The sequence below is a fragment of the Pseudomonas sp. PvP025 genome, assembly GCF_017832155.1.
GTDB lineage: Bacteria > Pseudomonadota > Gammaproteobacteria > Pseudomonadales > Pseudomonadaceae > Aquipseudomonas.
In genome coordinates this window covers 1,047,534-1,074,110 of the sequence record NZ_JAFIBJ010000001.1, presented here as the reverse complement: position 1 = coordinate 1,074,110, position 26,577 = coordinate 1,047,534, and the positions used below count along the sequence as shown (strand labels likewise).

Genomic DNA, 26,577 nt, shown 5'->3' with positions numbered 1-26,577 from the left:
ATCTAGCAACCACAACGCCCATTTTGCACAGCGTCAGCCCTACCGGCCGTCGGCTTATATCCGTCCGCTAGCCTGTTACAAGTCTTTTGTCCTACAAAATCTTCCCAAAATCCCTACGGTGTCTGGGTTATGTCCTAGACTGATGACCCATGGGTCCGTTTCAAAATAAAAACCCCGCAAAAAATCGAAACTTTCAAACTCTGCCGTAGGTCAAGTTTCAGGTAGGGCGTGTTCAGCGGTTCCCGCCAGATGCCGTCCATCCAATCTTTTCGACATAACCGTGCAGCTGGCATACGCCTTGCCAGTTTGTATAGCGCTTGTGCGCCTGGCCGCAGGAAGCGGCCAATTCGAGCTAGTGGCAGCGGGCTATTAGCCGACCAACATCAAGGGGAGTGCATTATGATCAGTGCCGCAGTTGTAACTCAGGGAGAGCGTTTTAGTCAGCCGGTAGGGGGGCCTACGTCATTGGCCGACCTGCCCGGCACTGTGCGGCCGATCGTGAGTCAAAATCCAAATCGCAAGAAAGTGCTGTTTGTCACCTCCGAGTTTGCCGACCTGGTGAAAACCGGCGGCCTGGGCGACGTCTCCGCCGCCCTGCCCCGCGCCATGGCGCATCTGCATGATGTGCGCGTGTTGATCCCCGGTTACCCGCAGGTGATGGAAAGCGACAACCCCATCCACATCGTCGGCGAGCTGGGTGGCCATGCCGCGCTGCCGCCGTGCAAGATCGGGCGCATGGACCTCAAGGATGGCCTGGTCATCTATGTACTGATCTGCCCCGAACTGTACGAACGTGAAGGCACTCCCTACGGCGCCAACAACGGCCGCGACTGGCCGGACAACCATATTCGCTTCGCCCGCCTGGGTCTGGCCGCCGCTGACATGGCCGCCAACCTCGCGCAGATTCACTGGTGCCCGGACCTGGTGCACGCCCATGACTGGCCTGCCGGCCTGGCTCCGGCCTATATGCACTGGCGCGGGTCGCGCACCCCGACCCTGTTCACTATCCATAACCTGGCCTATCAAGGCGTGGTCAGCCTGGCCTCGACGCCGGAGCTGGGCATTCCGCCCCACGCCCTGCAACAGGAAGGCATGGAGTTCTACGGCAAGATGTCGTTCCTCAAGGCCGGCATGGCGTATTCCAGCCATATCACCACCGTGAGCGCCACTTACGCCGAAGAAATCACCACCCCTGAATTCGGCTGCGGCCTCGATGGCTTTTTGGCCAGCAAGACCCAGCAAGGCTTGCTCAGCGGCATTCCCAACGGGATCGAAGACAGCTGGGAAACCTCCACCGACTCGCACCTGACCCACAACTTCAACATCGGCGACTGGGAAGGCAAGGCGGTCAACGCCAGACAAGTGCGCGACCTGTTCGGCCTGAGCGAATCCACCGGCCCGCTGTTTGCGGTGGTCTCGCGTCTGGTGTTCCAGAAAGGCCTGGACCTCACCGAGGCCGTTGCCAGCTTTATTGTCGAGCAAGGTGGCCAGATTGCGATCATCGGTCGCGGCGAGCCGGAAGAAGAAAACGCCATGCGCGAACTGGCATTGCGTTTCCCGGGCCAGATCGGTGTGCGCATCGGCTTCAACGAAACCGACGCGCGCCGCATGTTCGCCGGCAGCGATTTCCTGCTCATGCCGTCGCGCTACGAGCCGTGCGGCCTGAGCCAGATGTACGCCCAGCGTTTCGGTTCGCTGCCGGTAGCGCGCAACACCGGCGGCCTGGCCGACACCATTGAAAACGGTGTGACCGGCTTTCTGTTCAATGAATCGACCGTCGACAGCTACAAGGAAGCCCTGAGCCGCGCGTTCAAGGTATTCGCTTTCCCGGACCTGCTTAACGCCATGCGTTGCCGGGCCATGACACGACCTTTCAACTGGAGCCAGGCGGTGGAACCCTACGCCGAACTCTATGAGCAACTGGTGGCTAAAGCACTGGGGAAATCCGCTAAATAATCAAAGGGAGGTTTTTGTAGATGCCGTTACGGACTCTGGAAACCTGGCCCCACGGCGCAATCATGCTGGACGCGCAACACACGCGTTTTGCCCTGTGGGCGCCAGACGCGTTTTATGTCAGCGTTGAATTGGAACACGGTAAATCCATCGCCATGCTGCCCCAGGCAGATGGCTGGTTCGAGACAGAAGTGGCGTGCCCTGCGGGGACACGCTATCGCTTCAACATCGATGGGGAAATGGAAGTGCCCGACCCCGCTTCAAGGGCACAGGCCGACGATGTACACGGCTGGAGCCTGGTGGTCGACCCGCTCGCCTATGAGTGGCGACACAGCCAGTGGCAGGGCCGCCCCTGGCACGAAGCGGTGATCTACGAGCTGCACGTGGGCGCACTGGGCGGCTACGCTGCGGTTGAGCAACACCTGCCGCGTCTGGCCGAGCTGGGTGTCACGGCCATCGAACTGATGCCTCTGGCGCAGTTTCCCGGCGAGCGCAATTGGGGCTACGACGGGGTCCTGCCCTACGCGCCGCAATCCTCCTACGGTTCCCCCGAACAGCTCAAGCACCTGATCGACACGGCCCACGAACACGGCTTGGCCGTGATCCTCGATGTGGTCTACAACCACTTCGGGCCGGACGGCAATTACCTGGGCCAATACGCCGCAGGCTTCTTCCAGGAAGAGGTGCACACCCCCTGGGGCGCCGGCATCGACTTCAATCGCCGCGAGGTGCGGGACTTCTTCCTCGATAACGCGCTGATGTGGTTGCTGGAGTACCGTTTCGACGGCCTGCGCCTGGATGCGGTGCACGCCATCGACAACCCGGACTTCCTGCAGGAACTGGCGCACCGCGTGCGTCAGCAGGTGGACACCGGCCGTCACGTGTGGCTGATGCTGGAAAACGAGCTGAATCAGGCCAGCCTGTTGCGGCAGGATTTCGATGCGCAGTGGAATGACGATTTCCACAACGTGCTGCACGTGTTGCTCACCGGCGAAACCGACGCCTACTACAGCGACTTTGCGCAGGACCCGACCGCCAAACTCGCGCGCTGCCTGGGTGAAGGCTTTATCTACCAGGGCCACACCACGCGCCACGGCCATGCCCGTGGCGAGCCCAGCGCTGATCTGCCACCTACCGCGTTCGTCGCGTTTTTGCAGAACCATGACCAGATCGGCAACCGCGCCCTCGGCGAGCGCCTGCACCAGCTCTGCTCGCCGCAGGCGCTCAACGCCGCCACGGCCCTGCTGTTGCTGTCGCCGATGATTCCGCTGCTGTTCATGGGCGACGAAGTCAACGCCAGCGAGCCGTTCCTGTTCTTCACCGATCACCATGGCGACCTGGCCGAAGCCGTGCGCGAAGGCCGGCGCAACGAATTTGCCGACTTCGCCGCCTTCCACGACCCCGAGCGGCGCGAACGCATTCCCGACCCGAATGCGCTGTCGACCTTCACCCGGTCGACCCCCCGCTTTGCCGACAACGAACAGGCCGAGCTGTATCGCCACCTGCTGCGCCTGCGCCACCGGCACATCGTGCCGCACCTGCCCGGCGCCGTCGCCCTGGGCGCGCAGGTGCTGGCCGACGCCGCCGTCAGTGCGCGCTGGCGGCTGGGCGATGGCAGCACCTTGCAGATCGACCTTAACCTGGGCACCACGACGCTGGCCTGCGCCGCGTCAGGCCCGGTTATCTTTCAAACGCCGGCCAGCCAGGATGCGCAACTGCCGCCCTGCAGCGCGCGCGTCACCTTATCCCCTGTTGGAGAGCACCCTTGAGCGAAGCGAACCTGGAAATCCTCGCCAGCCGCGCGGGCCTGGCCGTCGATTGGATCGACGCAAACGGCCGCCCGCAACGCGTCAGCGCCGATGCCCTGCGTGCCGTGTTGAAAGGCCTCGGTCACCCGGCCGACAACGATGCCGAGATCGACGCCAGCCTGCATGAACTGGAACAGGCACAAAACGACAAACACCTGCCGCCCCTGCTGACCGTTGAAAGCGGCGACGGCCTCGACCTGGCGCACTTCTTCGCGCCCGACACGCCCTGCCGCGTGAACCTGGAACAGGGTGACGCCCTGGAACTGCGCCTGGACGGCAACGCTGTGCTGCCGGGGGTGATCGCTCTTGGGTATCACCAGGTGCATATCGCCGATCAGCAGTTCACCCTCGCCGTGGCGCCCCGCCATTGCTACAGCGTGGCCGAAGCAGTCGACACCCACCCTGCCCGCGCCTGGGGCCTCAGTGCCCAGTTGTATTCGCTGCGGCGCCTCGGCGATGGCGGTTTCGGCGACACCCTGGCCCTGGAAAACCTGGTGCGCGCCGCCGCCGAACGCGGCGCCGATGCGTTGGCGATCAGCCCGATGCACGCGATGTTCAGCGCCAACACAGGCAGCTACAGCCCCTACTCGCCGTCCAGCCGCTTGTTTCTCAACAGCCTTTACGCATCGCCCGCCAGCATCCTTGGCGAACGGGAAGTGCGTAACGCGATTGAGGCCCTGGATCTGGACGAAGAACTGCACCGGCTCGAACAGGAAACCCTGATCGACTGGCCGGCCGCCGCCAAGGCCAAACAACGCCTGCTGCGCGCCCTGTATGAAGATTTTCGCCATGGCCATCACCCGCAGCACGCCGACTTCCTGAGCTTTCGCCAGGCCGGTGGCGAAGCCCTGGAAAACCATTGCCGCTTTGAAGCCGTACAAGCGACGCGCGCCGCTGCCGGCGAAGACCTCGACTGGCGCCATTGGCCAGAGGACTGGCGCACGCCGCAGAGCCCGGCACTGGCGCAATTTGCCGAAGACAACCGCGATGAAATTGGCTTTTACGCCTTCAGCCAATGGTTGATCGCGCGCTGCCTGGCGCGTGCGCAACAAGCCGCACGTGGCAGCGGCATGGGCGTCGGCCTGATCGCCGACCTGGCCGTGGGCGCCGACGGCGGCGGCAGCCAGGCCTGGAGCCGCCAGGATGAACTGCTCGCCGACCTCACCGTGGGCGCGCCGCCGGATATTCTCAACCGTGCCGGCCAGGGCTGGGGCATCTCCGCGTTTTCCCCCGAAGGCCTCAAGCGCAACGGCTTTCGTGCGTTCATCGAGATGCTGCGTGCCAACTTCGCCCACGCCGGCGGCCTGCGCATCGACCATGTGATGGGCCTGCAGCGCCTGTGGGTGATCCCCATGGACGCCTCGCCGCGCGAAGGCGCTTACCTGTATTTCCCGGTGGACGACATGCTGCGCCTGCTGGCGCTGGAATCGCACCGCCACCAGGCCATCGTATTGGGCGAAGACCTCGGCACGGTGCCCGACGGCCTGCGGGAAAAACTCAGCAGCCGCTCCATCCTTGGCATGCGCGTGCTGTTGTTCGAACAGAACCATGAGGGCCGGTTCACGCCGATTCTCGACTGGCCGGACAACGCCCTGGCGACCACCAGCACCCACGACCTGCCCACCCTCAACGGTTGGTGGCACAGCCGCGATATCGACTGGAACGTTCAGCTCGGCCTGATCGACGCGCCCACCGTGGAGCAATGGAGCGAGCATCGCTTGCGTGAACGCCAGGCGCTGCGCCAGGCCTTGGGCCAGGACCCGCAGAACTTCGTCGACGAGATCCGCAACGAGACCGACCACATGATCGACGCCAGCGTGCGCTACCTGGGGCACACCCGTGCGCCGCTGGTGTTGCTGCCTCTGGAGGATGCGTTGGCCATCGAAGAACAACCCAACCTGCCCGGCACCACCGATACCCATCCCAATTGGCGCCGCCGCCTGCCGGGCGAGGCCGCTAGCCTGCTCGACAACGCCGGCGCCGCGCGTCGCCTCGAGCTGCTGGCCGTCGCGCGCAACCAAGCCTATGAGCGTGACCGATGAAAGCACTGCCCCTGCGCGCGACCCAGCGCCTGCAATTCCATAAAGGTTTTACCCTCGATGACGCGGTGCCGCTGGTGCCGTACTTCGCCCGATTGGGCATCAGCCACCTGTACGCCTCGCCGCTGCTGAGCGCGCGCGCCGGTTCCATGCACGGCTACGATGTGGTCGACCCCACCAGCGTCAACCCGGAACTGGGTGGCGAAGCGGCCCTGCGCCGGCTGGTCGCGGCGCTGCGCGAGCACGACATGGGGCTGATCCTCGATATCGTCTCCAACCACATGGCCGTTGGCGGTGCCGATAACCCCTGGTGGCTCGACCTGCTGGAATGGGGGCGCCTGAGCCCCTACAGCGAATTTTTCGACATCCAGTGGCACTCGCCGGACCCGCTGCTCAAGGGCCAGCTGCTGATGCCGTTTCTGGGCAGCGACTACGGCGAAGCCCTGCAGACCGGCACCCTGAAGTTGCTGTTTGACGCCGCGCACGGTGCGTTCTACGTCGAGCATTACGAGCACCGCTTCCCGATCTGCCCGCGCGACTACGCGATGATCCTGGGCAATGACGAGCCACTCAAACCGCTCGCCGAGCGTTTCAGCGCCCTCGCCCATCAGGACGACGCCTACGCCGAAGCCGCCTGGCTCAAACAGGCCCTGGCCGAGCGGGCCACCGAGGTGCTGCCGGCCATCGAGCAGCGTCTGGCCGCGTTCGACAGCCGTCAACCGGACGGCTTCAAGCGCCTGCACCAACTGCTCGAACAACAGGCCTACCGCCTGGCCAGCTGGCGCACGGCGGCGGACGATATCAACTGGCGGCGTTTCTTCGACGTCAACGAGCTGGGCGGCCTGCGGGTGGAACGCACGGCCGTGTTCGAAGCCACCCATGGCAAGATTTTCGAGCTGATCAGCGCAGGGCTGGTGGACGGCCTGCGCATCGACCACATTGACGGCCTGGCCGATCCGCGCGGTTACTGCCGCAAGCTGCGTCGCCGCGTGGACTCACTGGCGCCGGACCGGCACTTGCCGATCTTTGTCGAGAAGATCCTCGGCGACGGCGAAACCCTGCGCGAAGACTGGCAAGTGGACGGCACTACCGGCTACGAGTTCATGAACCAGCTGTCGCTGCTGCAACACGACCCGCAAGGCTTTGCACCGCTGGCCGAGCTGTGGACGCGTCACAGCGAGCGGCCTTCGGCATTTATCGAGGAAGCCCGGCTGGCGCGCCAGCAGATCCTCAATGGCTCGCTGGGCGGCGACTTCGAAAGCGTGGCCCAGGCGCTGTTGCAGGTGGCCCGCGATGACGTAATGACCCGCGACCTGACCCTGGGCGCCATTCGCCGGGCCTTGCAGGAACTGATCGTGCATTTCCCGGTGTACCGCACCTACATCAGTGCCCGAGGCCGCAGCGCCGCCGACGACAAGATCTTCCAGCAGGCCATGGACGGTGCGCGCAGCACCTTGAACGAAAGCGACTGGCCGGTGCTCGAACATCTCGAGCAGTGGCTCGGCGGCCAGCCGTGGCGCAATCGCCCGGTGGGCCGTGAACGCAAGATCCTCAAGCATGCCTGCGTGCGCTTCCAGCAATTGACCTCGCCGGCCGCTGCCAAGGCCGTGGAAGACACCGCGTTCTATCGCTCGGTGGTGCTGCTGTCGCGTAACGATGTGGGCTTCAGCACCGAGCAGTTCAGCGCGCCAGTGGAGGCATTTCACGCAGTCAACCAACAGCGCCTGCAGGCGTTCCCGGAGAACCTGCTGGCCACCGCCACCCACGACCACAAGCGTGGCGAAGATACTCGCGCGCGCCTGGCGGTGCTCAGCGAGTGCGCGCCATGGTATGTCGAGCAAGTAGAGCACTGGCGCACCCTCGCCGCGCCCTTGCGCAGCGATGCCGACATACCCAGCGCTGGCGATGAGCTGATTCTGTACCAGGTGCTGCTGGGCAGTTGGCCGCTGGACATGGGCGCGGACTTTAGCGACTACCAGCAACGCCTGTGGCAATGGCAGCAGAAGGCCCTGCGCGAAGCCAAGTTGCAGAGCAGCTGGAGCGCGCCCAACGAAGCTTACGAACAAGGCGTGGAAGCATTCCTCTCGCGCCTGTTGCTCAGCGACGAAGGCCGCGTACTGCGCGATGCCATCGGCAGCGCCGCTCAGGCCATCGCACCGGCCGGCGCCTTGAATGGTCTGGCGCAAACCTTGCTTCGCGTCACCGTACCGGGTGTGCCGGACCTGTACCAGGGCGCCGAGTTCTGGGATTTCAGTCTGGTGGACCCGGACAACCGTCGCCCGGTGAATTTCAGCGCACGGCAAGAGGCGCTGGATACACCGCCGGATCCTGGTGAGCTGCTGTTCAACTGGCGTGACGGACGGATCAAGCAAGCGTTGATCGCTCAGGTGCTGGCCTTGCGCGAGGCCCATCCCGAGGTATTCCGCAGCGGCAGCTACACGCCGCTGGAAGTGGTCGGGCAACACGCCGCCCACGTAGTTGCATTCTGCCGCGAGCACGCCGGGACACAGGTGCTGGTGGTGGTGCCACGCTGGCCGCAGCGCCTGCTTGAAAACGGTGTGCATCCCACCATCACTGCGCAGGTTTGGGGCGATACACGGGTGAAATTACCGTTCAACGCGCCAACGCAAAACTGGAAGGGACTTTTTCATACAGGCGCAGTCACACCAGACAAGGAGCTGTTGATCAGCACTGCCCTGGGGGATTTCCCGGTCAATGTCTTTATCAATCCTGATATTCAAGAAAGCTGAACATTTTCTGTGAGGAGCGTGTGATGAGTAATGAAGACAAACGCATTCGCGAATTGGCGCATCAGATCTGGGAATCCGAAGGCAAGCCCCACGGTGACGACGCACGGCATTGGGAAATGGCGCGCAAGCTGGCTGAAGCCGAGGCGCTGACGCCGAGCAAGGGCAAGCCTGCGGACAAACCCAAAACCGGCCCGAAGGCCGTGCCCAAGGCGGGGCCTAAAGCGGCGCCCAAGCCCAAGCCGGCACCACCTGCCGACAGCAAATCGGCTGCCCCGGCTGCGAAAAAGCCGCCAGCGCCGAAAAAACCAAAGCCTTGACCTCCACACCGCTTGTCGACACCGTCGGCAAGGGGTGCTTTTACCTTCCAGACAGTCAGCTGAATTTTCGTCAGTACGGCCGCGTTCGGCCTGAAAAAGACCATTGCAGGAGCAACATCATGAGCAAGCCCGACAAAAACCCTCCGACGCCGAGCCATGAGCCGTCGAGGATCCGTGAAGGTTTGCCCTTCCCGCTTGGCGCCACCTGGGATGGCCTGGGCGTCAACTTTGCGCTGTTCTCGGCCAACGCCACCAAAGTGGAGCTGTGCCTGTTCGATGACAGCGGCGAAGTGGAACTTGAGCGTATCGAGCTGCCTGAATACACCGACGAGATTTTCCACGGCTACCTGCCCGACGCCCATCCAGGGCTGATCTACGGCTATCGCGTGTACGGTGCTTACGACCCGGCCAACGGCCACCGCTTCAACCACAACAAACTGCTGATCGACCCCTACGCCAAGCAACTCGTGGGTGAATTGAAGTGGTCCGAGGCGCTGTTCGGCTACACCATCGGCCATCCGGACGACGACCTCAGCTTTGACGAACGCGACAGCGCGCCGTTCGTGCCCAAGTGCAAGGTCATCGACCCGGCGCACACCTGGGGCAACGACCAGCCGGTGCGGGTGCCGTGGGACCGTACGATCATTTATGAAACCCACCTGCGCGGCATCAGCATGCGTCACCCCTCGGTCGAGGAATCGGTACGCGGCACCTGCGCCGGCTTGATGGAAGACGATGTGCTCAAGCACATTCGCCAGTTGGGCGTCTCGTCGGTGGAGCTGTTGCCCGTGCATGCCTTCGTCAATGACCAGCACCTGCTGGAAAAAGGCATGACCAACTACTGGGGCTACAACAGCATCGCGTTCTTCGCCCCCGACCCGCGCTACCTGGCCAGCGGCAAGATCGCCGAGTTCAAGGAGATGGTTGCGCACCTGCATGAGCAGAAGCTCGAAGTGATCCTCGACGTGGTCTACAACCACACGGCCGAGGGCAACGAGCGCGGCCCTACCCTGTCGATGCGCGGTATCGACAACGCCTCCTACTACCGTCTGATGCCCGACGACAAGCGCTACTACATCAACGATTCGGGCACCGGCAACACGCTCGACCTGAGCCACCCTTGCGTGTTGCAGATGGTCACCGACTCGCTGCGTTACTGGGCCACCGAGATGCACGTCGATGGTTTCCGCTTCGACCTGGCCACCATTCTTGGCCGCTACCGCGACGGTTTCGACGAGCGCCACAGTTTCCTCGTGGCCTGCCGTCAGGACCCGATACTGCGCCAGTTGAAAATGATCGCCGAACCCTGGGACTGCGGCCCCGGCGGCTATCAGGTGGGCAACTTCCCGCCGGGCTGGGTGGAATGGAACGACCGCTTCCGCGACACCGTGCGTGCCTTCTGGAAGGGCGACGACGCGCAACTGGCCGACTTTGCCGGGCGCATGACCGCCTCGGGCGAGATGTTCAACCACCGGGGTCGCCGTCCGTACAGCTCGGTGAACTTCATCACCGCCCATGACGGATTCACCCTGCACGACCTGGTGTCGTACAACGACAAGCACAACGAAGCCAACGACGAGAACAATCAGGACGGCAGCAACAACAACCTGTCCTGGAACCATGGCGTCGAAGGCCCGACCGAAGACCCGGAAATCAACGCACTGCGCCTGCGCCAGATGCGCAACTTCTTCGCCACCCTGTTGCTGGCCCAAGGCACGCCGATGATCGTGGCCGGTGATGAATTCGCCCGCACCCAGCACGGCAACAACAATGCCTATTGCCAGGACAGCGAAATCGGCTGGGTCAATTGGGACCTGGACGAAGACGGCAAGGCCCTGCTCAAGTTCGTCAAGCGTCTGATCAAGCTGCGCCTGGCCTATCCGATCCTGCGTCGCGGGCGTTTCCTGGTGGGCGACTACAACGAAGACATCGGCGTGAAGGACGTCACCTGGCTCGCGCCGGATGGCAACGAAATGAGCACCGAGCAATGGGAGGACGCCCACGGTCGTTGCCTGGGCATGCTGATGGATGGCCGCGCCCAGGAAACCGGGATTCGCCGTGCCGGCGCCGATGCGACGTTGCTGCTGGTGGTGAACGCCCACCACGACCTGGTCAATTTCCGCCTGCCCCACGTGCCCGAAGGTCAGTTCTGGACCTGCATGCTCGACACCAACGAACCGGCGGTGCGCGGCCAGGAACGCTTCGACTTTGAACACGAGTACGCCGTAACCGGTCGTTCGCTGCTATTGTTCGAACTTCAGCGAGACGACGAGGTGTGAGATGGCTTTGCACGGATTCCTTCGCGGCTACCGGGGCTATGCGGACACGCAGGCCCTGGGTGACGCCGTGAAGGCTCTTCAGGAAGAAGGACTCGATCAACTCCCGCTGCCCGGCAGCGGGCAGACCCTGGAACGGTTCAGCCGCCTGGCGCAGGTGGCCGGGCACGACCTGCGCCTGTGCAAGTTGTTCGAGGGCCATACCGACGCCTTGGCGATCATTGCCGAGCTACGCTGCCCGCTGCCGCCACTGGGCAGCACCTGGGGCATGTGGGCCGCCGAACCGCCCAATGCGAAAGTAAGGGTGCGCAAGGCGGGCCAGCGCCTGCTGCTGGAGGGGCGCAAGGCTTGGTGCTCGGGCGCGGCGGTGGTCAGCCATGGCTTGCTCACCGCCTGGGATGAGGATGATCGCCAGCAACTGGTGGCGGTGGAAATGCACCAGCCAGGCGTCACGGTGACGGATCAAGGCTGGAACGCGGTGGGCATGGCGGCCACTGGCAGTGTCGAGGTGGTCTTCAATGAGGCCTGGGGCATTGCCATCGGCCAACCCGGGGATTATCTGGCGCGGCCGGGCTTCTGGCACGGCGGCGTCGGTATTGCCGCATGCTGGTACGGTGGCGCGCAACGCCTGGCCGAAGTGCTGCGCGAGCACTGCGGCAAACGCTCGGAACCCCATGCTCTGGCCCATCTGGGTGCAGTCGACAGTGCGCTGAACAGCGCGGCCTGTGTGCTGCGCGCCAGTGCCTGGCAGATCGACCAGGAGCCTCTGGCTGACGCGCGCCTGCTGGCGCAGCAAACCCGCGCCAGCATCGAAAACATGACCGAACAGGTGATCCACCATGTCGGACGTGCCGTCGGCGCCGGGCCGTATTGCAAGGATCCGCATTTTGCCCAGTTGATGGCGGACCTGCCGGTGTACGTGCGCCAAAGCCATGCCGAACGTGACCTCGCCTCGTTGGGCGAACTGGTGGCGGGCGAGCCGTCCGGGAGTTGGCAGTTATGAAACCCAACCCGATTGTCGGCCAGGGCACACCCTTGCACCAATGGCAGAATTCACCCCACATGGCCGGATTGCCGCAGATAAGCGTCGAACAACTGGTGCCCGAGGGCCATCGCGCCGTGATCATCGCGCCGCACCCGGACGATGAAGTGCTCGGTACGGGCGGCCTGCTGCAAGGCCTGGCGGCGCTGGGCCGGGCGATTCAGCTGATTTCGGTAACGGACGGCAGCGCCAGTCATCCGGGGTCGCAGCGCTGGCCGGTGGAGCGCTTGAGCGTGGTGCGCCCGCAGGAGTCGGCCCAGGCCCTGCATCGCCTGGGTGTGCCCTTGCACAGTCTTAAATGGCTGCGCGCAGGTTTCGCCGACAGCAAGGTCGCTGCCGGCGAAGCGCAATTGGTGGCGTTCATCCAGCGCCACCTCAAGCCTGATGATGTGGTGTTCGCCACCTGGCGCGAAGACGGGCATTGCGACCATGAAGCGGTTGGTCGCGCCAGCGCCAAGGCCGCCCAGGCCGTAGGCGCAACGCTGTATGAACTGCCGGTGTGGACCTGGCACTGGGCGACACCCGAGGACAGCCAGGTGCCATGGCACCGCGCGCGCAAGATCCCGTTGAGCCCTGAAGCGGTGGCTCGCAAGCGCCACGCGATCCATGCGTTTGCCAGCCAATTGGAGGGTGACCCGCAGATCGGTCTGCCGCCAGTCCTGGCGCCCTATGTGGTCGAACGGTTGCTGCAACCGTTTGAAGTGGTGTTTGTATGAGTGTCGCAACGCCCTACTTCGACCAATTATTCGACGGTAACGATGACCCCTGGGCGTTTCGCCAACGCTGGTACGAGCAACGCAAACGCGCGCTGACCCTGGCCGTACTGCCGCGTCCGCACTACGCCTCGATCTTCGAACCCGGCTGCGCCAACGGCGAGCTGAGCGCCGCACTGGCGCCGCGCTGTGACCGGTTATTGTGCTGCGACACCGCCTCGGCGGCGGTGGCCCTGGCAAAAAAGCGCCTGCAGGACTTCCCCCATGTGCAGGTGCAGCAAAGCCGCCTGCCGCAGGAATGGCCCGAGGGCCAGTTCGAACTGATTGTATTGAGCGAATGGTGTTACTACCTGGATGCCGATGACCTTTCCCGCCTGATCGACCGTGCCCTCGGATCGCTCAGCGCCAACGGGCAACTGCTCGCCTGTCACTGGCGCCCGGCCATCGACGGCTGCCCGCAGACCGCCGAACAGGTGCATGCCCTGCTCGACCAGCGCCTGGCGATGCCACGCGTGCTGATGCACCACGAAGCGGATTTCATCCTCGACCTGTGGAGCCGTGACGGCACCTCGGTGGCCACTCACGAAGGCCTGCGATGATAGCAACGCCTCAAAAATCGTCGTTGTGCCATGTGACAACGGCGGATCCTTGTCTATGCTGACAACGCCTGACTGGGATTCCCGGGCTGGAATGCCAGGCATTCGTCGCAACGGAGTCTGCGGCGGTTACCCAAGTGTCGTACCGCATGCGGTGGCGACCGAGTTCAATCGACAAGGATGTGTCACCCATGAATCCTGCTTCCCTGCGTGACGGCCGCCGCGGTCCTGCGCAAGTCTGGAACAGCGCGCCGCAATTGGCGCAGATCCCCACTATTCACCCCAACTCATTGGTACCGCCAGGTGCGCGCGTGGTAGTGGTTGCGCCGCACCCGGGCGATGAAGTGCTGGCCTGTGGTGGTCTATTGCAGCGCCTGAGCGTGCTCGAACACCCGCTGCAATTGATCTCGATCACCGACGGCAGTGCCAGCCATCCGGGTTCGCGGGTGTGGCCGGCCAGCCGGTTGAGCGTGGTGCGGCCCCAGGAAAGCGTGGAAGCGTTACGCCGTCTGGGCATGCCGCTGCACAGCCTTAAATGGATTCGCGGCGGTTTTCGTGACGGCGGCCTGGCCGGCGATGAACACGCGGTAAGTCAATTTATCGCGCGTTACCTGCAACCCGGCGACGTGGCCTTCACCACCTGGCGCCACGACGGCACGCCCGATCACGAGGCCGTTGGGCGTGCCTGCGCGACGGCCTGCAACCTGGTGGGCGCCCATCTGTACGAATTGCCGGTGTGGGCGTGGCACAGTCCGGTGCGCGAAGGCTCGACGATTCCCTGGCTGCGCGCGCGCAAGGTGCGCCTGGATAGCTGGTGCGTCGCGCGCAAGCTGCACGCCGCCCACGCCTTCGCCAGCCAGCTGGCCGGCGATCCCGCCATCGGCCTGCCGCCGATGCTCGCCCATGATCTGCTCGAGCGGATGCGCGAACCGTTCGAGATTGTGTTCGTCTAGCGTCCTGATTGACGGCGAGGTGCGTGCCCTCGCCCGAATGTCGTTCAGTTATGCGGATGCAGTGCTTGAAGCGACGAAGGTCAAATGAGCGAACGTTCGACTTGCACGCGAAGGCGGTTTTTTGGTGTGTATATCCGTTGATGCGGTGACGGCGACTTAGGGTTCCGCCCTTACGGCGGGTCACTTTTGGAAAAGAGCCCCAAAAGTAACCAAAAGGGCTCTTGCCCCACCACTCGGCACCTCGCTAAGGCTCGGTGTGCCCGCACTCCGGCTTGAATCCGTGGGCCGCCGCAATGGGCCATCCCTGGCCCAGTGCGGCTAACCCGGCGTCCTGCCGGGTTACCCACGGATTCAAGCCTGCGTGCGGCCAGCGTGGTTGACGGGGCGCCTAAGATCAAGATCAAGAGCGCGGCGGCCTGAGAGCCGACCGAAATGGTCTGCCGAACGCTGTACAAAATGTGGGAGGGGGCTTGCTCCCGATGGCGTCGGCCCAGCAGACATTGATGTTGACTGACTCTCCGCTTTCGCGGGCAAATCGCACCGCCGCTCCCACGGGGAAGCCGCACTAAACTAAACGACATTGGCCCTCATCCCAGACGATTTACACATCGCCCTTCATGTGAAAAATTCGTTAACCAATTCTCTGCAAACGCTTTTTTGCCCGGACACCTTCTGTCACACTGATGCGAATAATTATCAACCGTCTTATTATTCGCCAGGGAAGGCGCATCGGGGAGAGCTTGTTCCATGTCTGTGCAACAACAAGGCAACACCATTTTTGCACCGAGTTTGATGGCGTTGGCCATTTGTCTCGCCAGTTCACACGCGGCCTTTGCCGCCGAGGTCGAGCCCTCCTCCGGCCCTATCGAACTGGGCGCCACACAAGTTTCCGGCGAGGGGCAATTGGGCGAAACCACCGAGGGCACGCAGTCCTACACCACGGGCGCGATGAAAACCGCGACCAAGCTGCCCCTGACCCTGCGTGAAACCCCACAGGCCGTCACCGTTGTCACCCGTCAGCGCATGGACGACCAGGCGATGACCAGCATCAATGATGTGGTCGCCGCCACCCCGGGGTTATTCCTCAACTTCTCCAACGGCCCTGGCCGGCAGTCGTACACCGCGCGCGGTTTCGACATCGATAACCTGATGTACGACGGCATTCCAAGTGGCTACAACGGCGTCAACGTGGGTGCCCAACCGAACCTGGCGATGTTCGACCGCGTCGAGGTGGTGCGTGGCGCTACGGGCCTGGTCACCGGCGCGGGTAACCCCTCGGCCGCCATCAACCTGATCCGCAAGCGGCCGCTGGACGAGCAGAAAGTCACCCTCACCGGCGCGGCCGGCACCTGGGACAACTACCGTGGCGAGCTGGATGCCTCCAGCCCGCTGAATGACAGCGGCACCTGGCGTGGCCGGGTGGTCACCTCCTACCGCGATGCCAACAGCTTTATCGACAATGTCGGGGATTACCACGGGCTGTTCTATGCGGTCACCGAAGCCGACCTCAGTGAAAACACCCGCCTGACCCTGGGTTTCTCGAACCAGAAGGACAAGACCAACTACTTCTGGGGCTCGTCGATGGTAGGCCAGGATGGTCACCACTTGAACCTGTCGCGCTCCTACAACCCCGGTACACGTTGGGAGAACAAGGACCAGGAAATCAACACGGTCTTTGCCGAATTGCGTCAGCAACTGGCCAACGACTGGAAACTGCAGGTCAACGCCAACTACGCCGAGCAGAACGCCCTGTTTTCCGGTTCCTACCAGTCGCGCTGGGTCAACAACACCCTGGCCCGCACCGTGTACCAGTCGGCAGCGGATGAAAACCAGGCGGGCCTCGACGCCTTTGTCAGCGGCCCCTTCCAGGCGCTCGGGCGCACCCATGAACTGGTGGTGGGCGCCAGCCGTCGCGTCTACGACCTGACCACTCACAGCTACTCGCCATACGACATGAACTGGCCACTCACAGCGGGCAAGCCGGAGTTCGCCCACACCGCCAACGGTCGTGAAGTCACCACCCAAGACGGTGTCTACGTGACCACCCGCCTGAGCCTGGCCGACCCATTGAAGCTGATCCTCGGCGCCCGTCTGGACTGGTACGACTACGACAACCACGATGGCGACGGCGACTACAAGGTCACCCGCAACGTCACCCGCTACTCCGGCCTGATCTACGACCTGGACGATCATCATTCGGTGTACGCCAGCTACAGCGATATCTTCACCCCACAGACGGCCAAGGACACCTCCGGCACCCCGGTCAGGCCCATCGTCGGCAAGAACTACGAGGTGGGCATCAAGGGCGAATACCTGGGTGGCGCGCTGAATGCCAGCGTCGCGCTGTTCCGCGTCGATCAGCAGAACCGCGCCGTCGACGTGGTGGTGCCGAACTGCCCGCAGGCCTCTTGCGCTGAGGCCTCGGGCGAGATTCGCAGCCAGGGTATCGACTTTGAACTGCAAGGCGCCCTTACCGAACACTGGCAAGTGGGCGGTGGCTACACCTACGCGCGCACCCACGTGATCAAGGACCCGTCCAATCCGCAGAGCGTGAACAAGCAGTTCGACACCGACACCCCGGAACACCTGTTCAAGCTCACCACGCGCTATAACTTCCAGGGCCCGCTGGAAAAACTCCGCGTGGGCGGCAACATCTCCTGGCAGAGCCGCATGTACAACGACCTGACCGTCGCGGATGGCAGCCGCTACCGGCTCAAACAGGGCGCTTATGCCGTCACCGACCTGATGGCCGGCTACCAGGTCAATCAGCATCTGGACCTGCAGCTCAACGCCAACAACATCTTCGACCGCACGTACTACGAGACCATCGCCAACTCCGTGGACTATGGCGGCGATTCCTACGGCGCACCGCGCAACATGATGCTGACCGCCAAGTACAGCTTCTGACCCTCCTGCGGCTGCCCGCCCGGGCAGCCGTTCCTGGCTTAAAGTCCCGTGCGGGCTTGCCGATAACAGCCTGAAGCGCAAAAAAACAACGATCCGCTTCACTCAGCACGCGGCCGTCGTGGCACGCCCCATGCTTTGTTCCTGGCCAAACCACAAGGAGTAAACGTGAATGCCCGTCCCCAGCCCCTTTTTGGAGCACTACCGCAAGGCCGACCGCATCATGCTGGCGCTTATCTGGCTGATGTTCCTGTTTTCCCTGGGCCTGGCGTTCTGGCATGACACCCTGATACAGGCGCTGTTGGTCGGTGGCGGCACTGCTTTGGTGCTCACCGTGCTGTACCGCGCCATCGGTGGCAGCCGGTTGATGCGTTGCGCACTGGGCGCCGGCCTTATGGTAATGGCCGCGCTGCATATCAACCAGGCTCAGGGCGTGATCGAATCCCACTTCGGGATCTTCGCGCTGCTGGCAGTGCTGACCTTTTACCGTGACTGGCTGCCGATCCTGGTGGCCGCCGCGACCATCGCCGTGCATCACGTGGTGTTCCACGCCTTGCAGCATCAGGGCTTCCCGGTGTTCGTGATGGAGCATCACGGCGGCTGGACGATGGTCTTCGTGCACGCGTTCTACGTGGTCATGGAAACGATCGCACTGCTCTATCTGGCGGTGCACAGCCAGGCCGAAGCAGTCGAAAGCCAGGAAATGCTCGACAAGATGCTCGCAGTGACCTCGCAGTTCACCGCCGAAAGCGCGCACACCGAAGGCAAGGTGCATGTGTCCCTGGCCAAACGGTTCGACCACTTCCTGCAACAGCTCACCCTCCTGATCGACGGCGTCGCCCGCGACTCCCATGGCCTGGGGCAACTCGGCCAGGAACTGGCCAGCGCCAGCGGCACCCTGGAAAAAGGCGCTCGGCATCAACTGGCCGAGATCACCGAGATGACCGGTTCGATGCAGCGCATGGAAGACGCCATGGGCCACATCACGGTGCAGGTCGAACAGGCCGTGGAGCACGCTGGTCAGGCCAGCCGCCAGATCGTGCGCGGTCAGGAGAGCGTCAGCCGCGCCCGCCAGGAAATCAACCAACTGGCCTCGCACATCAACGGCACCGAATCCACCGTCCAATCCCTGGCCGCCCAGGCCGAACAGATCGGCTCGGTGCTCGAGGTGATCAGCAGCATTGCCAACCAGACCAACCTGCTCGCCCTCAACGCCGCCATCGAAGCCGCCCGCGCCGGCGAGCAAGGCCGCGGCTTTGCGGTGGTGGCCGATGAAGTGCGCAGCCTGGCCCAGCGCACCGCCCTCTCCACCCAGGAAATCAAGACCATCATCGAAGGCCTGCAACACGGCAGCCGCCAGGCCGTCGCCGCCATGCACGACAGCCGTGAAGGCGTGGAACGCTGCGTGGAAGACAGCCGGCAGGCCGTCGAGATGCTGCAAGCGGTGGGCCATGACATCGCGCAGATCGACGCGCTCAACGGGCGCATCGTCAGCACCACCCGCGACCAGTCCTCGGCGAACCTTGAAATCGTCGGACGCCTGCAGTCGGTGCAGAGCATCGCGCAAAGCACCGCCGACGACGTGGAAACCCTGGCGCGCAGCAGCGAGCGCCTGCCGCCGATTGCCGTGCGCCTGGACGCGCTGGGGCGCAGGTTTCACCCCTGACAATCAACCTGTGGGAGGGGGCTTGCTCCCGATTGCGGTGGGCCAGCCAGTACATCTTTGGCCGATACACCGCAATCGGAGGCAAGCCCCCTCTCCACATGGGTTACTCTGCGCGCCTCTGCATCGCCTCCCACCAGGATTCACGACATGCGCCTGCCCGATTTCATCCTCGAACACCTCGAGCCGATTCTGCAGGCCTGGGAAGATTTCGCCAGAACCATCAAGACGCCGGGCGCCGAGCTCGACAGCCTGGCGCTGCGCGATCACGCCGAGCAGATGCTGCGGGCCATCGTGTCGGACCTGCGCACCCGCCAGACCCGCCGCGAGCAAACGGCCAAGGCCCAGGGCCATGGCCCGGTGGATGAGCAGGAAACCGCTGCCGAAACCCACGCCATCACGCGGCTGATGGCAGGTTTCACCATTGACCAGATGGTCTCGGAATACCGCGCCCTCAGAACCAGCGTGGTCAGCCAGTGGATGCGCCAGGTCCAGGACGGCACGCCGATCAACGTCGACGACATGACCCGCTTCCACGAGGCCATTGATCAGGCACTCGCCGAATCCATCGCCAGTTACTCGCGTGCGGTCGAGGCCTCGCGCAACGTGTTCCTCGGCATTCTCGGTCACGACCTGCGCACCCCGCTTGGCGCAATCATGCTGGGTGCCGACATTCTCAGGCGTTCGGAAGGCGCCGGCGCCCGCTCGACCAAAGTCGCCAATCAGATCTACACCAGCGTGCGGCGCGCGAGCCAGATTGTCGGCGACCTGCTCGACCTGACCCGCTGCCAGATGGGACCGGGGATTCCGGTCAGAACCGCAGCGGTTGACCTCGCACCGCTCTGCGAGCGTGTGGTTGAAGAAATCCAGGCGTTTCATCCCGAGGCCAGGATCGTGCTCGAAACACCGTCACCGGTCGCCGGGCTGTTCGATGGCGCGAGGATGCAACAGGTCTTCTCGAACATCATCAGCAACGCGGTGCAGCACGGCGACACCGCCCGGCCTATCAAGGTCGAGCTGACGACTCACGAGCACCACGCCGTGTTCTCGGTGCACAACAGCGGTGAGGCGATACCCGAAGACGTGCTGCCGTTCATCTTCAACCCGATGGGCCGCTTCTCCCAGCGCACGGCAATTGATCACGGCCCCACGGAGGGCTTGGGCCTGGGTCTTTTTATTGCGTCGGAAATCGTGGCGTCACATGGTGGAACGATCGAGGTCAGCTCTGACGCGGACCGGGGCACGGTGTTCCAGGTAAAGATAGCGCTGGATAAAGACGCCTCCACCATTGCCTGACGCCGCGTGACAATCAGCGTTTCTTCAACCGCGCCAACACCTCGTCACACGCCTGAGCCCAGGCCTGGGTTGCGCCCTGCTCCCTCAGCACCTCCAGCCCCGCTCGGGTAAAGGTGCCCGGCGTCGCAATCGCTTCGCCCAGCGCTTTCACGCTGGTGTCGGGTTGGTGGCGGGCACTGGCCAGGCAATCCTGCAGATTGCCCATCACCAGTTGCTGTGCCTGCTCCTCGGACAACCCCCTGGCGGTAAACCATTGCTGAAGGTCATGCACAAAGAAATAGAACCAGCCGTTCATGCAAGCCGCGACCGTGGCCAGTTCGAACTCGGGCTCATCGTCCAGCACGACCAATTGCCCGAGCGCGCCGAGTACCGATTGATGGGGCTCGCCACCCGGGCTGATCACCACCGTGGACTGGTTGATCTGCGCCGTATACGACAGCATCGCCCGCACCGGCAGTGCTGAGGGAAAGTGCCCGGCGAGGTCGCCGAGGGTCAAGCCGGCGACCAGCGAGACCAGCGTCTGCCGAGGCTTGAGCTGCACCTGCGTGGCAAGCTGCGCGACCGCATCAGGCCGCACGCCGAGGAACAGCAGGTCCGACCCATCGACGACCGCTTGATTGTCGGCCATCACCTCGCAGGCACAACGATTGGCCAGCGCCTGGGCACGTTCATGGTTGCGCGCAGACAGCAGAATTTGCCCGGTGAAGCCACTGCGGCGCAGGCCGATCACGACTTTCTCGGTGAGCTCGCCGACGCCTAGTATTCCGATGTTCAGCATGTGATTGCTCCGTTTTGTTCGCAGTGCCGTTTTGCTAAAGTTCGCGACTGACAAGCCGACAGTTTTTGTTCCTACTTCACGGATGATTTCAAATGTTCCGATCCGTTTTTTCCGGCGTTGCCTTGCTCGCCGTCGCCGCTGCCTGTAATGCCGCCCAGGCTCAGACCGTCACCACGCCCGAACAGCTCCTGACCGAGTTCTCTCGCTGCGATGCGCATTTCTTCGAGAGCCTGCGCGACGCCCGCCTGCCGGCAGATACCTTGCGCCTGAGTCAGTACGGCTCGGTCAAGGCGCCGACCATCATGAACCCGTTGCAGGAAGGTGGCACCTATCAACGCTTCGAAAAGCCCCTGATCGTCAACGGCGTGCCTATGATCGGCTACTACAACCAGGCACAAACCATGAACGACGTCGGCAACTTTCTGTTCTGGGGTTTCGTAGCCGATGGTCTGCCGCAAGAGGTGGCCGAAAAACTCAAGCCGCTGATTGTCGATAACGCACGCTTTGTCAGTGAGGGCAAAGCCATTGCCCGCGCCGAAATTCGCCGCGTCGGTGACCCCATCGGCCAATGGCGCACCGAAGGCTTGACCGGCCCTGGCGTCGCCACGCCGTTTGGTTTCGTAGACCGCGTGTTCATGGTCGACAAGGGCGACGCGACACCGCCGCTCAAGGGACACACCACTGTGTTCTGCTCGCTGCAAGGCACCGTGACCGCACCGCTTTTGCAGGTCTATCGCCCTGACCTCAACGCTCGGCTGTTTGACTGACAAGGAAGTTTTTCATGACTATTCGCTGGCCCGCACTCATAGCATGCGTCTTCATTCTCACCGGATGTGCCGGAATGCAGAACCCGCAAAAAGCCAACCTTGCGCACTGCGCAACTCAGTTCAAGGCCTACAAAGCCGAGAACTACCCTCTGGTGCTGCAAGAGGGTGATTTGTGCCTGCAGAAAAACACCCTGCCCGCCTCACTGCAAAGTCTGGTTTACGCGTTGCAGGCCGACGCCTACAGCAACCTCAAGCAATTTGCGCAAGCCGTTACAGCCAAGGAAAAATCCCTGCAATTGGCGACCAAGCCTGACCCACGCGCCAACCTGGACTTGAGTGCCATGTATCGCGACGCTGGCAACCCGAAAAAAGCCCTTGAACTGGTGCAGTACAACCTGGACAACGGCCTGGGAGAAGCCGGAAAAGGCTCGGGCTTCCACATGCCGACCTACTATCACCTGGGCCTTGCACTGACAGACCTGGGCCAGTACCGGGAAGCCGCTGAAGCATTCAGCACCGGCCTTCAACGCCAGCCGGACTTTGCCTGGGCTTACTACGCGCGCGGCATCGCGTACGACCATCTGGGAGACAGGGACAGCGCCAAGGCTGACTTCCTGAAGTTCTCGCAGATCGTCAAAAAGAAATACGTGGAGGAGAAGCACAAGGCGAAGCTGGCTGAGTATGGGATATCCGTGCCGTAACAGGAGAGTGGTTATTGGCTGATTGTTGGGTTTTATGAAGGGCTGCAATCGGCCAGAAGCGGGCGTTCAACCCAAGGAAAATAAATCTGTCCCGTTATAACGATTTGAATAATTTAATTACCATGTTTTTATAGGGAATTTTAGATACGCGACTAAACCCTTGCTCATTGCGTCCAGCCTGGCGTGGTCGAAGTTGTCGTGAGTTTCGACCAGATTTTTCAGTTTTGTGAAAAGCTTATCCGCCTTTTCGTCTTTGAACTCACCTAATTGTAATTCGCATAAGCGTGCAAAAGCTTCTGCTCGAAGCCCAAGAGCTACCGCAAAATGATAAGTAGCAAGGCGGCGACGTTCCTTGTCCCAATATTGCAGCGTTTTTACACCCTCTACTTCAGAGTGCTCAAATATTTTGCCAATTCCTATTAAGGCTGACATTTCATCTGAAAAGCTATGAACGGAATCACAGAGTGGTGCATAAAAAGCGTAATAATGATTCTCCCACCCCAAAGCCTTGAATAAACCTTTCCCGCTAGGATATCTAGCGACATCGCTCCATTCTTCATTGAAGTGCGATAACATAGAAGCACCATTTTTCTGCCTCGCTTGGGCCGCAGGGTTCTGAGCATCTTGCGACTCAAGATATGCTGTCCAAGCTTTTCCGTTGCTTTCAATCAGCTGATTGCTGCTACGCAGTAGAGAACGGCCATTATTTCCTTCATCCATACCCACATAGAGCTTATTGGCAGATTGCTCCATTACCACACGCGATAGGGCTTCAAGCGTCGAATATGATTTGTTCTTAAGGCATTCGCAAGCTTGACGGCAAAGCTCATCAATTATGCGTAGGTAGTGTCGTATTATTAATCGCTGAGTGTCGTCTGTTAGAGCGGTCAGAAGCGTATCTTTGTATTTTTTGATCAGCTCATCTAAATCCGAATTGAAATTCAAGATTGTGTAAGTGTCCTTCTTTAAGTCAATCACTGCTGGTCCTTCGTACTTTAAAACAGGATTTACGATCAAGGCATCGATCCGTGTGAAGGCAGAGTGCCACAACACGAAAAAATGCGCTAAAAGAAGCTCAGTTGCTCAATGTATCGGGCAGCTAAGCCGCCGACCGCTTCTGGCGGTTCTCTGCCTGTCACCAACGTCAGCTTTGGGTCGACTTCTGCCCTTCGTGACAGGCAACAATCGGCCATGAGCGGTCACTCGAACACATCACCTGACCAACTGTTTTGTCAGACAAAGCGGCCACCCATGCTCCGCTCTCAACATTGACCTGAACTGAGAAATGATCTCTGAAGATAGTGAGTCGAGTCGAGTCGATGCGTCACTAGTGGCTTCCGCAGAGGTGGGGGGGCCTTGAGGCTGGAGAGCAAAGGCCACCCATAAGTAGACATTCAAATCTAGGAATTACTCAAAGTCGATGAAGAGTGACTAGGGAAGGTCTGAAGTAGTCAGCGATTTTTGATGCCCTCGTTGGTAGAGATTCAAAAAACGCTGGCTGGTCAGAAATCAGACCTTTCCTGTTCTTAACTCATCGTTTCACCCTTGAGCGACGCCTTTTCAAGGCGCTTTTCCCGCATTACAGGCGCACCTCTCCCGCGACCAGCAGTCGTTTTCGCATCATCCACAGGTTCGACAGGGCAAATAGCGTGGCCTGTTGCGCGGTGTTTTTCATCAGGCCGCGAAAGCGCACTTTCGTATAGCCAAACTGACGCTTGATCACTCGGAATGGATGCTCAACCTTCGCCCGCACTTGTGCTTTCGCATATTCGATTGTGCGCCGCAGGCGCCCGATCAAACTCTTTTTCGCGTGTTTTTTATAGCTGCTGGGCCGGGCGGCAATCGACCAGATCATCTTGCGATTCTGATGCTCAGGACGCTTGTCCACGCCGGTGTAACCGGCATCGCCAGATACGTATGATTCCTCGCCATGCAGCAACTGATCGACCTGCGTCACGTCCGCCACATTGGCCGCCGTGCCCACCAGGCTATGCACCAAACCCGACTCGGCATCGACGCCGATATGCGCTTTCATCCCGAAGAAATACATGTTCCCCTTCTTCGTCTGATGCATTTCGGGGTCGCGTTTGCCGTCTTTATTCTTGGTCGAACTCGGCGCATGAATGATCGTCGCATCGACCACCGTACCGTGGCGCAACATCAGGCCACGGTCGCCCAGATAACCGTTGATGACCTGCAAAATCCCGCCGGCCAATTCATGTTTCTCCAACAAGCGCCGGAAGTTGAGGATCGTGGTTTCATCGGGAATCCGATCCAGATGCAGTCCCGAAAACTGGCGCAGGATAGTGGTCTCGTACAGCGCTTCTTCCATCGCCGGATCGCTGTAGCCGAACCAGTTCTGCATCAGATGAACTCGCAACATCGCCATCAACGGATACGCCGGACGACCACCTTCGCCTTTCGGATAATACGGCTCGATCAAGGCAATCAGACCCTTCCAGGGCACGACCTGATCCATCTCGATCAGGAAACGCTCGCGGCGGGTCTGCTTACGTTTGCCGGCGTACTCGGCATCGGCGAAGGACATCTGTTTCATCGGGGCTCAACCGTCGTATTCGGATCAGACGGCTATTTCACCAAATCTGAAAGTCTTTTTCAGAGTTTCCCTAGGAGTCATTCATCACTGCTTTACATTTGATCTAATTCCTCCAGGGAGGTAATAAGGTGTTGTTCACCCTCCCGTTTGTCCCAATCTGACGGGTCAAAATCGTTGGGGTTGAAATCCCATTCATCGTCAGCGTCGGCTGGGTCTATTTCGATGTGACCGTTTTTGACGTCAAACGTGACCTCCTCGTAGATCACTGCCGTGACTTGGTGAACCAGCAAGGTTTCTGCCTTGAGGGCCAATGCTGGAATAGCGGCAGTGAATAAAACAATATTCCGGGCATCGCTGTCATTCTGTCGTTGAGCCGACCTAAAAATCACCCCTTCGATAGGGTTGGGTGGCTGGGTGGCAAAGTATTCTGCAATCACCTGCGTCACGAGGTACTCGTGTTCGTCATCCGGCAAAACCGGCGAACTGATGATCTTGTGCAAAGACTTCAGGAAGTGCTCACGCTGCTTTTGCTCCTGATACGTATCGTCAAAATAGCTAGTCGGGACACTCTCGATGTACGCGGTGTCAAGGCCCGCGAAATCAAAAACTCGCACATCCCGGCTGATCACAAATTCTCCGCTTACAACATTCCCTCCAACGGGTGGTCGAAGCTCCGCAATGCAAGTCGCTCGGTCGAATGCACCATAGAAGAAGGGAACTCCCGCTGGGTTCATCCGCCCAGCCTTTGCGAATTGCCTAGGGGGAGCATTAAGCTCGGCGACAGGGTTTGATATTACCTTTTCCACTGCACTTCTGCTGTCGCACCGACGGGCCCTATAGAATGTACTGCCTGCAGGGATCGTTCTTATTACCGACTCACGGTCTGCGAAGGGCGTGTAAACCCCAAACTCTTCAGCTCCTGCAAAAAGCCAATCCAGAAATGGCTTGGCTTCAGAGCTGAAGAATCTGCGTCCATACATTATTTCCGCCTTGAATCGCTTCCAGCGACGCTCGACGTTAGCCGGGCGATATCGGCGTTCAACGTAGTTGATGTCGGGCGGGAACTCGCTTTCCCCCCCATCAGCAATGTCTCGGTGCGATGGTTGTAGTTCACGTGAGATAGCTGCAACGATTGGTAGACTGTCATCGGACAGGCCCAACACATCGCCGATCCAGAACTGCAACGGGTCACCAAACCGCTCCTCATGACTGACTCGATCATCCTCGCCAAAAATCGGGTAGCTGTCGCCAGGCCGGATCAGCCAACTCAAGACGGATTGCACTTCCGCAGTTAGCCATCCAATGGAACAGCACTTTCGCCGTTTGTTACAGAACGAACATTTCGCGGCATCCCCTTCCGACATGATGCTGCTTTTTAAGATCGCATCCCCAACACATCCCCAACACACCTGCTCTTCCATGGATGCCTCATCCGCCTACATCGTGAACTGTAAAAGCAAGGCT

The 26,577-nt window shown here is 61.3% G+C and carries 19 protein-coding genes; 15 read left to right on the top strand and 4 right to left on the bottom strand.

Annotation, left to right across the window (positions count from 1 at the left end):
- The first annotated feature begins 399 nt into the window (after positions 1-399).
- From glgA to JOE32_RS04250, 13 genes are all read left to right on the top strand, one after another.
- A complete protein-coding gene (gene glgA / locus JOE32_RS04310; RefSeq protein ID WP_209981760.1) occupies positions 400-1,956 on the top strand; it encodes a glycogen synthase GlgA in 1,557 nt (518 codons plus the stop codon).
- A gap of 20 nt (positions 1,957-1,976) precedes the next feature.
- Positions 1,977-3,722 carry a malto-oligosyltrehalose trehalohydrolase gene (gene treZ, locus JOE32_RS04305; protein ID WP_209981758.1) on the top strand — a complete coding sequence of 582 codons (1,746 nt, stop codon included), beginning with the start codon at positions 1,977-1,979 and terminating at the stop codon, positions 3,720-3,722.
- Entirely contained in the window at positions 3,719-5,803 is a 2,085-nt protein-coding gene (gene malQ / locus JOE32_RS04300; protein ID WP_209981756.1) for a 4-alpha-glucanotransferase, read from the top strand. Before treZ ends, malQ begins: the two co-directional genes overlap by 4 nt.
- On the top strand, positions 5,800-8,550 hold the full coding sequence (locus tag JOE32_RS04295; protein ID WP_209981754.1) for a malto-oligosyltrehalose synthase: 2,751 nt from the start codon (positions 5,800-5,802) through the stop codon (positions 8,548-8,550). Before malQ ends, JOE32_RS04295 begins: the two co-directional genes overlap by 4 nt.
- A gap of 23 nt (positions 8,551-8,573) precedes the next feature.
- Positions 8,574-8,867 carry a DUF2934 domain-containing protein gene (locus tag JOE32_RS04290; protein ID WP_209981752.1) on the top strand — a complete coding sequence of 98 codons (294 nt, stop codon included), beginning with the start codon at positions 8,574-8,576 and terminating at the stop codon, positions 8,865-8,867.
- Positions 8,868-8,986: 119 nt separating this feature from the next.
- On the top strand, positions 8,987-11,146 hold the full coding sequence (gene glgX, locus JOE32_RS04285) for a glycogen debranching protein GlgX (protein ID WP_209981750.1): 2,160 nt from the start codon (positions 8,987-8,989) through the stop codon (positions 11,144-11,146).
- 1 nt (position 11,147) lies between these two features.
- Positions 11,148-12,146, top strand: a complete 999-nt coding sequence (locus JOE32_RS04280) for an acyl-CoA dehydrogenase family protein (protein WP_209981749.1) — start codon at positions 11,148-11,150, stop codon at positions 12,144-12,146.
- A complete protein-coding gene (locus JOE32_RS04275) occupies positions 12,143-12,901 on the top strand; it encodes a PIG-L family deacetylase (protein ID WP_209981747.1) in 759 nt (252 codons plus the stop codon). Before JOE32_RS04280 ends, JOE32_RS04275 begins: the two co-directional genes overlap by 4 nt.
- Positions 12,898-13,497 (top strand): SAM-dependent methyltransferase, encoded by a 600-nt coding sequence (locus JOE32_RS04270; RefSeq protein ID WP_209981745.1) that lies wholly within the window; start codon positions 12,898-12,900, stop codon positions 13,495-13,497. The genes JOE32_RS04275 and JOE32_RS04270 overlap by 4 nt, the downstream gene beginning before the upstream one ends.
- Before the next feature lie 188 nt (positions 13,498-13,685).
- A complete protein-coding gene (locus JOE32_RS04265) occupies positions 13,686-14,447 on the top strand; it encodes a PIG-L family deacetylase (RefSeq protein ID WP_209981743.1) in 762 nt (253 codons plus the stop codon).
- A 747-nt stretch (positions 14,448-15,194) separates the two neighbouring features.
- Complete coding sequence (locus JOE32_RS04260; RefSeq protein WP_209981741.1) at positions 15,195-17,354, top strand: TonB-dependent siderophore receptor; 2,160 nt, start codon at positions 15,195-15,197, stop codon at positions 17,352-17,354.
- A 169-nt stretch (positions 17,355-17,523) separates the two neighbouring features.
- Positions 17,524-19,017, top strand: a complete 1,494-nt coding sequence (locus JOE32_RS04255) for a methyl-accepting chemotaxis protein (RefSeq protein ID WP_209981739.1) — start codon at positions 17,524-17,526, stop codon at positions 19,015-19,017.
- A gap of 147 nt (positions 19,018-19,164) precedes the next feature.
- A complete protein-coding gene (locus JOE32_RS04250) occupies positions 19,165-20,310 on the top strand; it encodes a sensor histidine kinase (RefSeq protein WP_209981737.1) in 1,146 nt (381 codons plus the stop codon).
- 13 nt (positions 20,311-20,323) lie between these two features.
- Here the strand turns inward: JOE32_RS04250 and JOE32_RS04245 are convergent, their stop codons facing one another.
- Positions 20,324-21,088 (bottom strand): NAD(P)-binding domain-containing protein, encoded by a 765-nt coding sequence (locus JOE32_RS04245; RefSeq protein ID WP_209981735.1) that lies wholly within the window; start codon positions 21,086-21,088, stop codon positions 20,324-20,326.
- Positions 21,089-21,180: 92 nt separating this feature from the next.
- On the opposite strand from JOE32_RS04245, the gene JOE32_RS04240 reads away from it, so the two are divergent.
- Positions 21,181-21,855 (top strand): hypothetical protein, encoded by a 675-nt coding sequence (locus JOE32_RS04240; protein ID WP_209981733.1) that lies wholly within the window; start codon positions 21,181-21,183, stop codon positions 21,853-21,855.
- Between the two features lie 14 nt (positions 21,856-21,869).
- Complete coding sequence (locus JOE32_RS04235) at positions 21,870-22,556, top strand: tetratricopeptide repeat protein (RefSeq protein ID WP_209981731.1); 687 nt, start codon at positions 21,870-21,872, stop codon at positions 22,554-22,556.
- A gap of 117 nt (positions 22,557-22,673) precedes the next feature.
- Here JOE32_RS04235 and JOE32_RS04230 read toward each other — a convergent pair whose 3' ends face one another.
- The 3 genes from JOE32_RS04230 to JOE32_RS04220 all read right to left on the bottom strand — a co-directional run bounded on the left by JOE32_RS04230 (position 22,674) and on the right by JOE32_RS04220 (position 26,534).
- Positions 22,674-23,573, bottom strand: a complete 900-nt coding sequence (locus JOE32_RS04230) for a hypothetical protein (RefSeq protein ID WP_209981729.1) — start codon at positions 23,571-23,573, stop codon at positions 22,674-22,676.
- Positions 23,574-24,135: 562 nt separating this feature from the next.
- Positions 24,136-25,113: an IS5 family transposase gene (locus tag JOE32_RS04225; RefSeq protein WP_209981727.1), complete on the bottom strand. Its 978-nt coding sequence runs from the start codon at positions 25,111-25,113 to the stop codon at positions 24,136-24,138.
- 92 nt (positions 25,114-25,205) lie between these two features.
- Complete coding sequence (locus JOE32_RS04220; protein WP_209981724.1) at positions 25,206-26,534, bottom strand: RES family NAD+ phosphorylase; 1,329 nt, start codon at positions 26,532-26,534, stop codon at positions 25,206-25,208.
- Positions 26,535-26,577: the final 43 nt, after the last annotated feature.